Origin of the sequence: Pseudomaricurvus albidus (assembly GCF_018863235.1) — a bacterium.
GTDB classification, from domain to species: domain Bacteria; phylum Pseudomonadota; class Gammaproteobacteria; order Pseudomonadales; family Cellvibrionaceae; genus Pseudomaricurvus; species Pseudomaricurvus albidus.
Genome location: NZ_JAHKRS010000001.1, coordinates 20,846 through 32,921, shown reverse-complemented (window position 1 = coordinate 32,921; position 12,076 = coordinate 20,846). Strand labels below are relative to the sequence as shown.

12 protein-coding genes are annotated in these 12,076 nt (G+C 54.6%); 4 read left to right on the top strand and 8 right to left on the bottom strand.

The genetic code is table 11. The annotated features are described in order from the left end of the window. Window positions 1-106 precede the first annotated feature (106 nt). The 3 genes from rlmB (at window position 107) to KOI40_RS00170 (ending at window position 2,586) form a co-directional block, all read left to right on the top strand. Window positions 107-847 carry a 23S rRNA (guanosine(2251)-2'-O)-methyltransferase RlmB gene (gene rlmB / locus KOI40_RS00180; protein ID WP_216095417.1) on the top strand — a complete coding sequence of 247 codons (741 nt, stop codon included), beginning with the start codon at window positions 107-109 and terminating at the stop codon, window positions 845-847. A gap of 50 nt (window positions 848-897) precedes the next feature. Further along, on the top strand, window positions 898-1,470 hold the full coding sequence (gene efpL / locus KOI40_RS00175; RefSeq protein ID WP_216095416.1) for an elongation factor P-like protein EfpL: 573 nt from the start codon (window positions 898-900) through the stop codon (window positions 1,468-1,470). Window positions 1,471-1,593: 123 nt separating this feature from the next. Beyond that, the gene (locus KOI40_RS00170; RefSeq protein WP_216095415.1) at window positions 1,594-2,586 is read left to right on the top strand and encodes an endonuclease/exonuclease/phosphatase family protein; all 993 of its coding nucleotides are present in this window, start codon (window positions 1,594-1,596) and stop codon (window positions 2,584-2,586) included. A 13-nt stretch (window positions 2,587-2,599) separates the two neighbouring features. On the opposite strand, the gene KOI40_RS00165 is transcribed toward KOI40_RS00170, so the two are convergent. The 6 genes from KOI40_RS00165 to KOI40_RS00140 all read right to left on the bottom strand — a co-directional run bounded on the left by KOI40_RS00165 (window position 2,600) and on the right by KOI40_RS00140 (window position 9,385). After that, window positions 2,600-4,300 carry a methyl-accepting chemotaxis protein gene (locus KOI40_RS00165; protein ID WP_216095414.1) on the bottom strand — a complete coding sequence of 567 codons (1,701 nt, stop codon included), beginning with the start codon at window positions 4,298-4,300 and terminating at the stop codon, window positions 2,600-2,602. A gap of 358 nt (window positions 4,301-4,658) precedes the next feature. Continuing rightward, entirely contained in the window at window positions 4,659-5,678 is a 1,020-nt protein-coding gene (locus tag KOI40_RS00160; RefSeq protein ID WP_216095413.1) for an HAD family hydrolase, read from the bottom strand. 170 nt (window positions 5,679-5,848) lie between these two features. After that, window positions 5,849-7,723 (bottom strand): cation:proton antiporter, encoded by a 1,875-nt coding sequence (locus KOI40_RS00155; protein WP_216095412.1) that lies wholly within the window; start codon window positions 7,721-7,723, stop codon window positions 5,849-5,851. Between the two features lie 102 nt (window positions 7,724-7,825). Further along, window positions 7,826-8,611: a siderophore-interacting protein gene (locus KOI40_RS00150; protein ID WP_216095411.1), complete on the bottom strand. Its 786-nt coding sequence runs from the start codon at window positions 8,609-8,611 to the stop codon at window positions 7,826-7,828. 3 nt (window positions 8,612-8,614) lie between these two features. Further along, window positions 8,615-9,082 (bottom strand): MarR family winged helix-turn-helix transcriptional regulator, encoded by a 468-nt coding sequence (locus tag KOI40_RS00145; RefSeq protein WP_216095410.1) that lies wholly within the window; start codon window positions 9,080-9,082, stop codon window positions 8,615-8,617. A 159-nt stretch (window positions 9,083-9,241) separates the two neighbouring features. Continuing rightward, complete coding sequence (locus tag KOI40_RS00140) at window positions 9,242-9,385, bottom strand: hypothetical protein (RefSeq protein WP_216095409.1); 144 nt, start codon at window positions 9,383-9,385, stop codon at window positions 9,242-9,244. Window positions 9,386-9,559: 174 nt separating this feature from the next. Between KOI40_RS00140 and KOI40_RS00135 the strand changes: the two genes are divergently transcribed. Beyond that, window positions 9,560-9,964, top strand: a complete 405-nt coding sequence (locus tag KOI40_RS00135; RefSeq protein WP_216095408.1) for a group II truncated hemoglobin — start codon at window positions 9,560-9,562, stop codon at window positions 9,962-9,964. On the opposite strand, the gene KOI40_RS00130 is transcribed toward KOI40_RS00135, so the two are convergent. Together KOI40_RS00130 and KOI40_RS00125 are read right to left on the bottom strand one after the other, a co-directional pair. Continuing rightward, the gene (locus KOI40_RS00130; protein WP_233709850.1) at window positions 9,954-10,481 is read right to left on the bottom strand and encodes a methylated-DNA--[protein]-cysteine S-methyltransferase; all 528 of its coding nucleotides are present in this window, start codon (window positions 10,479-10,481) and stop codon (window positions 9,954-9,956) included. The genes KOI40_RS00135 and KOI40_RS00130 overlap by 11 nt on opposite strands. Then, window positions 10,396-11,973: a DNA-3-methyladenine glycosylase 2 family protein gene (locus KOI40_RS00125; protein ID WP_216095407.1), complete on the bottom strand. Its 1,578-nt coding sequence runs from the start codon at window positions 11,971-11,973 to the stop codon at window positions 10,396-10,398. The genes KOI40_RS00130 and KOI40_RS00125 overlap by 86 nt, the downstream gene beginning before the upstream one ends. Window positions 11,974-12,076: the final 103 nt, after the last annotated feature.

The window sequence follows — 12,076 nt, the reverse complement described above, 5'->3', positions numbered from 1 at the left end:
GGAAAACTGAAAGCCACTTCTCCGGAAGTGGTTTTTCTGTTTGCGCTCAGAATAAAGCTGAGTTAACCCGGGTGTTCGATAACTACTGTGTAAAGTGAGATCTACAGTGGCAAAGTTAGAAACGGTATTCGGTCTGCACGCGGTGCAGGCTTTATTAAAAAGTGCCCCTCAGCGAGTGAATGAAGTTCTGGTGTTGCAGGGACGTCATGACCAGCGCCTGCAAAAAGTGCTGGCTGCGGCTGCCAGCGCCGATATTAAAGTGCGTCAGGCCAGCCGCAAAGAGCTGGACAAACTGGTCGATGGCAATCACCAGGGTGTGGTTGCCATGAGTTTTCCCGGTGAACTGCACGATGAGAAGTTCCTCTATCAAATGCTCGAAGGTTTGAAGCAGGACCCGTTCCTGCTGGTGCTGGATGGCGTGACTGACCCTCACAATTTGGGCGCCTGTTTGCGCACTGCCGAGGCGGCGGGTGTGCACGCGGTGATTGCTCCAAAAGATAATTCCGCCAGCTTGACGCCGACCGCGCGCAAGGTATCTTGTGGTGCGGCCGAAGTGCTGCCCTATATCCCTGTGACCAACCTGGCGCGTTGCCTGCGCAAGTTGCAGGAGTTGGGGGTGTGGTTGATCGGTACCGCCGGTGAAGCGCCGCAGTCAGTTTATCAGCAGGATTTTAAAGGTCCCATGGCCTTGGTGATGGGGGCCGAGGGACCGGGTATGCGTCGCCTGACCCGTGAATGTTGTGACGGTCTGGTGAATATTCCCATGGCCGGTGAAGTGAGCAGTTTGAACGTCTCGGTGGCCACCGGCGTGTGTTTGTTTGAAGCTGTGCGTCAGAGAAACGCATAGTTCTTTGTTGTTTTTCGTGTTCCAGTTCAGTGAATATCAGGATATAAAAAATGCCTAAAGCAAGTGAAATCAAAAAAAATGCAGCCATTGACTACAACGGCAATACCTACATCGTCAGAGACATTGAGCGCTCCGTTCCTCAGGGACGTGCGGGCGGCAGTCTCTATCGCATGCGCATGTACGATGTGGTGACGGGTAACAAAATAGACGAAACCTTCAAGGACAGCGAAATGCTCAACCTTGCGGATCTGATTCGTCGCCCGGCTATGTTTTCCTACATCGACGGTGAGGAATACGTGTTTATGGATCAGGAGGATTACACCCCCTACAACCTGAACAAGGATTCCATCGCCGATGAAATTCTGTTTATCAATGAAGAGACGCCGGGCATTCAGGTGCTGGTTGTGAATGAAGTACCGGTGGCGCTGGATCTGCCCACCAGTGTTGAGCTGGAAATTACCGAAACCGACCCTTCAGTAAAAGGTGCCTCCGCGACCTCAAGAACCAAGCCTGCCACATTATCCACCGGTTTGGTGGTGCAGGTGCCAGAGCACATTTCCACCGGCGATAAAATCAAGATCAATGTGGAAGAGCGTCGGTTTATGGGACGGGCCGAAAAGTAACAGACCACGGCTTAACTGGTTGCTGGTGAGGTTGATGTGTTCATCATTTGGTTGATTACATTTCTACTGGTGCTTGTAACGCTCCTGCCTCTGTCTCGTAATTCTCACTGGACAATTCGCGGGATGGATTTCCCGCGTTTGCAGTTTGCCGTGCTGGCGGTACTGGTATTGATTGCACAGCTGGTGTGGCTGGATCTCGAACGAGTCAGCAGTTGGGGCAGTATTGCGGCTGCGCTGTTGTGCCTCGGTTATCAGTTGTGGTGGGTCTTGCCCTATACCCCGTTATGGCGCAGGGAGGTTCGCAATGCGACCAACAGCCAGAGGGATCGCCAGCTGAGCATCATGACGGCCAACGTGCTGACACCCAACCGCAACTCGGAGGCCTTGCTGGCATTGGTCAAGGAGTATCAGCCGGATGTGCTGGTGACCCTGGAATCTGATCACTGGTGGCAGCAGCAACTGGATGTGCTTGAAGACTCCATGCCCTTCACCATCAAGTGTCCGCTGGATAATCTCTACGGTATGCATGTGTATTCACGGTTGCCGTTGGAAGATGCTCAAACCACCTTCCTGGTCGAAAGCGATGTACCTTCCATGCACGCGCTTCTGAGGTTGCCCTGCGGTGACAAGGTGCGCGTACACTTTCTGCATCCGGCACCACCCAGCCCGACTGAAAATCCGGAGTCCGCCGAGCGGGATGCAGAGCTGGTGATGGTGGCCCGCAGTATTGAGCACTGTGACCAGCCGGTGATATTGACCGGTGATCTGAACGACGTTGCCTGGTCTTCGACGACGCGTCTGTTTCGCAAAATCAGCGGAATGCTGGATCCGAGAATTGGGCGGGGCATGTTCAATACCTTCCATGCCGATTACCCATTTTGCCGCTGGCCCCTGGATCACCTGTTTCACAGCAGCCATTTCACGATTGAGACTATCGAGCGCATGCCGGCAATAGGCTCAGACCACTTTCCGCTCTTTACCCGGTTAGTGTATGCGCCGGTAAAAGCGGCGCTGCAGGACGGGGTGGAGGCGGATGAGGAAGACCGCCATCGGGCAAAAGCGATTATGGAAGAACAGAACGTTCGTGCTTCTGACGTGCCCGAACCGGGACGATAAGCCGCGCTGTCGATCAGCTGATGCCCAGTGCCGCCGGGTGAACGCCCGCACTCAGTACACCCCAGTGACGTCCGCGCACATACAGCGGAATGTACATCACAATCACCACCATGTCGGAACCGGGCAGCACAAAGGTACCCATGCTCAGGTAGGTGCATTTGCGCAGGTTTTCCAGCTCCTGACCGGACACCAGAATACGTTGGTGGGTACTGCGGGCCATATCAATTTCCGGGTTGCCGGTCATCGGTTGTGAGCTGACGGTACGGGCCGCGGCAAAATAACCATTGATGTCTGTCGGGGCGATGTAGACGATGCCGTCCTTGCCGCCTTTATCCCAGGAATCCAGCATGGGGCGCACTTTATCGGCAAACGGCTCGGCCCAGCTGACCAGTAGCTTCTGCGGGTTGGTGTTGGGCACCGGACGGTAATTGGAATCAAAAATATTGACCCCGTTGTCCAGCAGGTCTTCCAAAACCTTCACCAGTTCATCGCGACGCTGGAACAGGATGTTGGTGACGTTTTCCAATTGCCCTTCGCCGAGACGGAACCGGCACAGGGATTGAAGTACCAGATTGGTGTTGTCACGCAGGGCATCGGTTTCGCGGAAAATGCTGTCCATTCGATCACCGATCGCAACGCTGTGATCGCGAATGTCTGTGGCGTGCTGATGGGTTTCGGTATTGGTAACGGCCAGTTCTTCCAGCGCACTGCTGACCATGATCAGATCGTCGTGAGCCTGGCTAAAATCGTTGACCATGGTGCTGAACTGCTCGGCGGCGGTGCTCACGGCGTCACCGGCGGTGGCGCTCTGAGTAATGATGGACTGACACTGGTCATCGGCACTGGACATGGCGCTGATCATCTCTTCCAGCAGGGTTCCAATCTGGCTGGCGGCGGCGCCGACCCGAACCGACAGTTCACGAACTTCATCGGCGACCACAGCAAAGCCGCGTCCTTGTTCGCCCGCTCTGGCGGCTTCAATGGCAGCATTCAGGGCCAGCATGTTGGTTTGCTCCGAAAACCCCTGCACGGTTGCCAGGATGGTTTGAATCTGGGTGGAGCTTTCATCCAGTCGGGAAATATTGCCCTGAAACGTGTTCATTGCATTATTGATGGCTTGTACTTGACGCTGAGCATTGTCCAGTTGCTCCCCGGACGCCTGTGCAACATTCAGATTGCGGGAGTTCATCTCGGCAATGGTGGCGGAACGGGAAGCTACGTCCTGCAGGGCCGAAGTGGTTTGATCACTGGCCTGGAAGATCAACTCTGAAAGATTTTGCTGGCCACTGGCCTCGCGGTTGGCCTTGTCGGCGGCGATGCGACTGGTTGCTGAAGACAGAGAAATCTGCAGAGACTGTTGCTGAAATTCGACAATTAAATCACGCAGTCGACGGGTTAATTGCCCGTAGGTTTTAAAATCGCCTGCAGCGAGAGTGTCTGTGACTTCCTGTGACAGATCCATCCGCTCGCCATTGGTTTGCATCAGTACCTGTGTAAATTCAGAGAGCTGTCTGGCTTGTCTGCGTCCGAGAGTCCAGCTGAGGGCCAGGGTGAAACAACCCAGCGTGCCGCCGGCAATGGCCAGCATGTTGTTTCCAAGGGCAACAATGAGCACGATTAAGGCTGTTTCGATACCCATCAGCACTACAAAAGGGGATGAAGGCCTGGCGGTTGTTGCCTGGGCGAAGATATCGCGTTCAGGTTTGCTTTGCATAGAAGTCTCGCTTCGCTGTTCTGATTTATTGTTTTTCGTTATTGCCGGCTTCATAGCATGCTTGTCTGGCGGAGAAGTCGGCTATCAGGGTCGTTCTGACCACGCCATCCGTGACTCGTGTTTAAGGGATGTCGGCTCTTCTTGGCGTCTCTTTAGTCTTTTGGTTTAAGTGCGAAAGCAGCTGAAAATCGCCTGCCCAGGGTGACCGGCGAGTCACGCCCTGCGGGGCGCGGGTCTTTTTTCGATCAAGTCCCGAGTTGCGGAGGCTTTAGGTGTCTCGAGAAGAGAGGGAGGGGTTACACGGGAGGCCCTGGGTGCAAGCGCCTCCTCTATGTGTCGTTTGTATGATCTGGCCCGGCTAGTTGTTGGCTGCGTGCTCAGGGTAGACTTGGCGCCAGTCCTTTTGCATGTCGACAATCATCCAGCCGCGCTGCCTGGCTTCATCCAGCGCCTCGTTCAGCTGGCCGATGTGGGATTTGCGGTCGTAGGCCCACTCACGCTTGCCATCGGTGTGATGGACAATCAGACCAAAGCGCGGTGTCTTGTCGTCGGCGCTGCGGGGGATGGTGGTGTATTGCAGCATTTGCAAGTCGCCGTCGGAATTGCCCGCAGCAAAGACGGGCCTGCGGCCGATGTGACGATAGATGCCTACCGGCTTGCCGGCCTTGTCATCAATCAGTACCAGTTTGGGGGTCTTGAGGATAACCGGAACACCGTCGCGCAATTCGTATTGGGCGTCGATGGTGGAGCCGATAACCTGTTCTGGCGGGATGCCGTACACCCGCTCGGCAAATACTCGCATAAAGTCGATGCCACCGCCGGAGACAATGTAGGTTTTGAAGTCATTGGCGCGCAGATAATCCAGCAATTCCAGCATGGGCTGGAACACCATCTTGTCGAAAGTCTTGCCGCTGGTCGGATGTTTGGCGGTTGCCAGCCAGTTGCTGACGGCGCTGGAAAATTCCTCGGCGGTCATGTTGGCGTGGCTGGCGGCAATGATTTTTGCCAGACCTTCCATACCGCTGGCCATGATGCCTGCGATGTCACCCGATAGAGCACTTTTGAAGGGCTCCTGTGTTTTCCATTCGGGGTGATCCTTTGCCATGGCACTGATCTGATCTATCGCGAAAATTCCCTGAAAATATACCGGTTGTTCGCTCCAGAGGGTGCCATCATTGTCAAACGTGGCAATGCGCTGCGCGACAGGGATAAAGTCCGGTGATCCCTCTTGGGTGACCTTCTCTACGAAAGCCATGACCGAGGTTTTGGCGGTGGAATCGTTCCATGAAGGCAGTGGGTCGGTGGCGGCGTGTGCACCGGCAATGGACAGGCCACATACACCAAAAAGTAAGGCTGCAGCGAAATGTTTGAGTGGCATGAGGTCTTCCTTTGTGTGTTTTAATCCCATCCGTGCATGAGACGTCATCAGTAACATGCACAAACTCGGGTCGCACGGCCAAGTATAGTCAAAGAAAATCACTCGACCGGCTGGGGCAATGAATTGCCAAACACTTTAACGGTCACCTGTCATTCACAGAATGTTGTGAACTATTTGCCGGCAGACGGTACTTCCTGGTTTTCCTTATTGCTGCTTTGCTTTCTCTCCGTTTTCTCTTTGGAGGGTTTGTTTTCCTGGGGAACAAGACTGAATAACTGCCACTGACTTTTGGGTTCCAGTTGATGTTGTGGCGTAAACCACAGCACGCTGCCCTTGGTATCAACACAAAACAGGGGGATGCTGTCAGCATTGCTTTCGTGGCTGCGCCAGTCGTCGTAGGTGAAGTTGTCGGTCAGAGTGGTGCTTTTAATTTGTGCACCCTTGGCGATCAGGCTTGCGAGTTTGCTGAAGGTGGTATCGTCGCCAAACAGGACTTGCCCGTGATGGTTGCCGCTGATGGTGCGCTTGCTGCTCTTCTGGACGTTGTCCCGGTTGCTGGCGAGGCTCAGAATTTTGGTTTTGGGGAATTCGTTCTGGAACTTGAGTGCGCCAAGGTGGTTGCGTTCGGCATGATGAGACAAGCCCAAAAAGCCCCCCATGCCCACCAGATCCAGGTGCCGGTCGGCGTGTTCTGACAGCAGACTGCCATAAAATGTGGGCAAGTCCGCCATGCGCGCACTGGAGATATTGTCCCAGTAGGTATCCGACAAGAGTACACGGTAGTTGGCCGTACGCAGGGCTTTGGCGATTGCCCGGGCGACAGGATTGGCTCCCATAATCAGGTAGCCGCGCGAGTCAGGCTCGGCCACATCCAGAGCTAGGGCCAGTGGTCGTGCGGTAAGGCTTTGAATGACCACGGTACCCATGATCACGGTGAATGCCAGAGGTACAAGCAGGTAGGCCTCTTCGTAACCCATCTGTTCCAGTTTAAGAGCAAACAGCGCCGTGACCGCTGCGGCAACAATACCGCGGGGGCCGACCCAGGAGAGCAACAGTTTTTCCTTAAAGGTAAACACAGAGCCCATGCTGCTGATAAAGACCTTGATAGGGCGGCTCAGTAACTGCATCACTGCCAGCACACCCAGACTGCCCCAGCCCAGCAATTCCACGTCGGCAAAATCAATACGGGCGGCGAGTACGATAAACAGGCTTGAGACCAGCACGATGGTCAGATTTTCTTTAAAGTCGAGAATGTCCTCGGTGTTCACGTCCCGCATATTGGCCAGCCAGATGCCCATGATGGTGACGGTGAGCAGACCGGACTCGTGACGCAGACTTTCGGCGCAGGCAAACACACCGGCGACGGTGGCGAGGGTGGCAAAGTTCTGCAGGTATTCTGGCAGCCAGCGATGACGCAACAACAGTCCAAAAAGGTAGCCGGCCAGCGCACCGAGCAGGTTGCCCACGACGATGGTTTGTAAAAAGATCCAGGTGGCGTGAAGCCAGTCACCGTGTCCCTGTTGGGCACTGATCCACTCAAACACCAGTACGGCAAACAGCGCCCCGAGAGGATCAATCACAATGCCTTCCCAGCGCAGGGCATTGGCGATGCGGGCATTGGGTTTGACGGTGCGCAGCAACGGCACAATCACCGTAGGGCCGGTGACGACCATGATGGCACCGAACAAGGCCGCCAGTGGCCAGCTGATGCCAATCAGAAAGTGCACGGCAACGGTGGTGATCACCGCATTGATCAGCGCGCCGTAAGACACCATGTTGCGCACAACGCTACCGATGTCTTGCAGTTGCCGAAATTTAAGGGTCAGACTGCCTTCGAACAGAATGATCGCCACCGATAGAGAGATAAACGGAAACAGCAAATCGCCGAACAGTTCATCGGGTTTGACGACATTGGCTACCGGGCCAAGCAGAACTCCCGACAGCAGCAGAAATAAAATGGCGGGCAGTCGTGCGCGCCAGGCGAGCCATTGGCAGGCGAGGCCGGTCACGGCAATTAGGGCAAAAACAGTTACAGGGGTCAGCACAGCAAACGCTCTTTATCAGTCCATCGATAGAGAAGCACTTTATTACCCTGTGGCGGGATAAGCAAAGATCCCCTGTGAATAAGGATCAATTGGTGAAGGTGTTTAGCGGTCTGCTCCGTCAGACTGTTGGGCTTCGTCTTCCCGTTTGGCCGTTTTATGCTGGGTTTCACTGCTGCCGATTTTCCAATAGCTGGAAATATAGAGATGGCTTTTCGGTATGGCCCGCTCCTGTTTCAGGTATTTGCGCAGTGCCCGCATACTGTTGAATTCACAGGCGGCCCAGACAGCAGGTTGGCCAGGCAGCCAGTTCAGTTGCTGAATTCTGTCCAGTAACGGGTGGTGTTGATCGGTGGCAATCGGGTTAATCACCCAGAACAGTTCTACCCGGGGCGGATGCTGAATAGACTGGATGTCGGATTCATCAACCACCTCAATCACCGCGTAACCCTGAGCGTCGTCAGGCAGCAGGGCCAGGTTTACACTGATGGCGGGCAGGGCGGTCATATCCCCGGCCAGCAAAAACCAGTCGGCACTGGGGTTGATCAGTTTTTTCGGGCCCGGGCCGCCGACCCATATGCGATCACCGGGTGTGGCCTGTTGGGCCCAGGTGGAAGCCGGCCCCTGGGTGGAGAGGGTGTCGTCCGCGCAAGCATCACCGTGCAGGGCAAAATCCACATCGATGGTGTCGCGAGTCTGCCGGCGAACGGTGTAGGTTCTCACCTGGGGGCGCTCGTCGCCGTTCTGTGGAAACATGAGTTTGATATACGCGCTTTCCTGATCTTCAGGAAAGCTATTGATTTCGGCGCCACCCAGGGTAATGCGTTGCATGTGCGGGGTAACGCGGGTGGAGCGGATCACTTCCAGTTCGCGTGGTGCTGGTTTGGCCATGAGTTATTCTCCGGTTTGGGAAAGCGTATCGGCCTGCGGAAGCAGCTCTTCGTCAACGCTGTCGGACATGGTGTTGGCAATGCGGATAAAAGACTCAAGATCGTCGGGGCCTAATTGTCGGGTCAGGCGGTCAGCGGTTTGCTGCTCGGCCAGTTTGATCTGATCCATGGTCTTTTCACCCTTCCGGGTCGGGCGCAACAGCAGGCTGCGGCGGTCATTGGGATTGTCGATTTTCTCAATCAGACCTGCCTGCAGCAGTTCATTCAAAACCCTTGTGATCTGGGCTTTGTCCCGTTGCATCCGCGTTGCGATGGATTGAGCCGTACACTCCGGATTGCGGCAGACCCCCTTCAAGGCCCGGATATGGGTAACGGGCAGCTGGATCTGCTGTTGTCTGATGGCCGCGCGCAGTTGTCGCTTGTAGGCATGGGTGAGGCGATGCAGGGCTTCGCTGAGAGAGTGTGTTGGCATAGCTGAAATTCGTATCATTTGGTTGATAGAATCAACTATATTTCCTATTGGTTGACAATGTCAACTATGTGGGCGTAAAGAAGTCTCAAGCCTAATCAGCAGTACCAGCCAGTGTTTGCGGAAAAGCACTGGCTGGATTGAGGTGTGAGGAATTACGTTTCAGGCTTTGTGTTTCAAAATACAGGCCTGATCGCCGTAGTAGTTATCCGTATAGTTGCATGGGGCGTCACCACAGGGATTGGTCTGTGGTGGGTTGGCGTTGTCGTCGATGGCTTTATTGATGATTCTGAACAGCGTTTTCATAAGACCTCCTGGGTGTCAGTTGCCGCTAAGATTACCGGTACGGGGTTCGCGGGTTAAATGGGTTTTTCCTTCCATGACCATAGGTGAGAACTATGTGATTGGCGTAAACTGACGTTGAGCTTTATCGCCACTCGTGGCGAATTGTAGAAGTGACAGAGAAGAGGGTTTCACAGAGTGACTGAACAGAAACAATATGGTGATGGCGATACATCGTATCAGGCAGCCGGACAATACGAGGGTTTGAAGAAACTGTCGGAGCGTTTTTACTTTTACATGGATACCTTGCCCGAGGCCAAAACCATTCGCGCGATGCATCGTGAGGATCTGACGGAGTCGAAAGAAAAGCTGGCGCGTTTTTTAAGTGGTTGGCTGGGTGGTCCGAAACTTTATCGGGAAAAATATGGGCCCATCGCGATTCCCCGTGCTCACGCGCACTTGCCTATTGGCGTGGCTGAGCGGGATGCCTGGCTGTTGTGCATGGAAAAGGCATTGGCGGAACAACCGTACGCAGAAGACTTTAAAGACTATATGCTCAAGCAGTTGTTTGTGCCGGCGGAGCGCAGTCGGACTAAGGAGTGATTCTGTGCTGCGAGTCGATGTCTAACCCTTCCAGTTTCAATAGCGCCATTTTGATGGGCAGACCTCCGCGATAGCCGGTAAGTTTTCTGCTCGCCCCAACCACCCGATGGCAGGGCAAAACGATCGACAGCGGGTTGCGTCCGTTTGCCATACCCACCGCCCGTGACGCCGATGGTTGATGTAACTGTCGGGCCATGTCGCCGTAGGTGATTGTGGTGCCGAAGGGGACTTCGGCCAATACGCTCCATACTCGTTGCTGAAATTCAGTGCCAATGGGCGCCAGCGGTAAATCAAAGTGGGTCAGTTCCCGATTAAAATAGGCCAGCAGTTGCTCCCTTGCCGATTGGCAGGCACGGCTGTCCCGCTGCCAGCTCTGCGCCGGAGTTAACGGGGTGGGACAATCCTGAAAGTCGATATAGCGAATGCCTTCATCATCCTGCACCACAATCATCGTGCCTACGGGCGTGCTGAAGGTATCGAACACCATGGGCGTCTGTTGGGGGATAATCGGTTTCATTTGATGTTCCTGCAGAGAGCGAATGCCAAAGTGCCATGACTGCATAAGATCGCCATGGGGAGCAGTCGTCAGCAATGGTTTTCAGGCTCTTTTTATCCAGATCCGAATGGATTTTTTTAACCGCATTGATGATGCCGAGGTCTGTGTCCAGCCAGATGTCGGGCTGATAAAACGCACGCATGAGCAGGTAATCTACCGTCCAGATGCCGATGCCTTTTATGTTCAGTAATGACTGTCTGAGAGAAGCGATCGCATCTGTTGGATGGAGTGCGTTGTGGGTCATCGCCAGATCAATGTCGCCATTGGCCTGTGCGCGGGCGACCTGTTGCAGAGTATCGATACGTCTTTGTGGCATCCCAAAGTTTCGCAAATCAGCGGTTGCCAGAGTTTCTGCGGTAGGGAACAGGTACCATGTCTGACCGGCCAGAGTCACCTTTTCGCCGCAGCGTTCGAGCAGTCGAGCAGTCAGTGTCCTGGCCGCTTTCACCGAAACCTGTTGGCCAAGAATGGCACGAATCAAATATTCAAATGGGTCCCAGGCGCCGGGCAAGGCAATGAGGTTTTGTGATCTTGTGAGCGGGGCAAGTTGTTTACTGCGAGCCAGATGTTCTGCGATGGCAAGGTGATTGCTGTTCAGATCCAGCGCCTTGCGGGTGAGCGCAATAATCTGGCTCAGACACGAACAGTCTGCGCCAGTGAGTGTCAGTCGAAGCGCCGGTCGATGGGCCAGTTTTTCGCAGCGCAGTAACACCGGTTGGTGATTGATATGGACGATGCGTTGCAAACAATTTTCACTGGCATGCTCCAAACCCTCGACGGCACGCTGCTGATAAAAGTGAAACACTTGCTGCCAGGGATAATGGTCAGAATGCGGGATGTCGATCACCCAGTCATCTTGCTGGCGGGTAGGTCGTCTCAGTTGCGCCTGACGAATTTCACTGGGCGTCTGTTGGTAAAAAGATTTTACCTTGCTGTTAAAGCGGCGAATGCTGTTAAACCCGGAAGCCTCTGCCACTTGGGTCATGGAAAGGTTCGATTCACACAGCAGTTGTTTGGCCAGCATCAGTCGCCGGGTTTCGGCAACACGGCTGGGGGTGGTGCCCAGATTGTCGAGAAACAGGCGCCGCAATTGTCTGTCACTGAGAGCAACCGTCCGGGCCAGCTCCGGCAGATCATGGCGATCCAGATAGCCGTTGTCGATGGCATTCAATACGGAATCGATTCGTTCATCAGACCAGCAGTGGCGGACCCTGGGCGAGTACTCGGGACGGCAGCGGCGACAGGGGCGAAACCCTTTTTCTATGGCTTCTGCCGGGGTGCGCAGATAGCGAACGTTGTCTTCCCTGGGCAGACGCGCGGGACACACCGGGCGACAGAAAATCCCAGTGGTTAACACGCCAATGTAAAACACCCCGTCAAAGCGAGCGTCGCGGGACAGGCGCGCCTGCTGCCATTCGACGGGGAGTTCTGTGTCGGAAAGAAAACGTCTCATACCGGCAATCTACTCCACTTGCGTTGACGTCTCTAGCCAAATTCGGACATTATAGAAAATTGCCTGATTTTTGCGTTTACGGACTGAGTGTTTGAGCAAGATC

Excerpts from the sequence above, each read along its gene's own strand:
- KOI40_RS00165 (WP_216095414.1), bottom strand. The coding sequence starts at position 4,300 with ATGCAAAGCAAACCTGAACGCGATATCTTCGCCCAGGCAACAACCGCC.
- KOI40_RS00150 (WP_216095411.1), bottom strand. The coding sequence starts at position 8,611 with ATGGCCAAACCAGCACCACGCGAACTGGAAGTGATCCGCTCCACCCGC.
- efpL (WP_216095416.1), top strand. The coding sequence starts at position 898 with ATGCCTAAAGCAAGTGAAATCAAAAAAAATGCAGCCATTGACTACAAC.
- KOI40_RS00125 (WP_216095407.1), bottom strand. The coding sequence starts at position 11,973 with ATGAGACGTTTTCTTTCCGACACAGAACTCCCCGTCGAATGGCAGCAG.
- KOI40_RS00140 (WP_216095409.1), bottom strand. The coding sequence starts at position 9,385 with ATGAAAACGCTGTTCAGAATCATCAATAAAGCCATCGACGACAACGCC.
- KOI40_RS00145 (WP_216095410.1), bottom strand. The coding sequence starts at position 9,082 with ATGCCAACACACTCTCTCAGCGAAGCCCTGCATCGCCTCACCCATGCC.
- KOI40_RS00160 (WP_216095413.1), bottom strand. The coding sequence starts at position 5,678 with ATGCCACTCAAACATTTCGCTGCAGCCTTACTTTTTGGTGTATGTGGC.
- KOI40_RS00170 (WP_216095415.1), top strand. The coding sequence starts at position 1,594 with ATGGATTTCCCGCGTTTGCAGTTTGCCGTGCTGGCGGTACTGGTATTG.
- KOI40_RS00130 (WP_233709850.1), bottom strand. The coding sequence starts at position 10,481 with ATGAAACCGATTATCCCCCAACAGACGCCCATGGTGTTCGATACCTTC.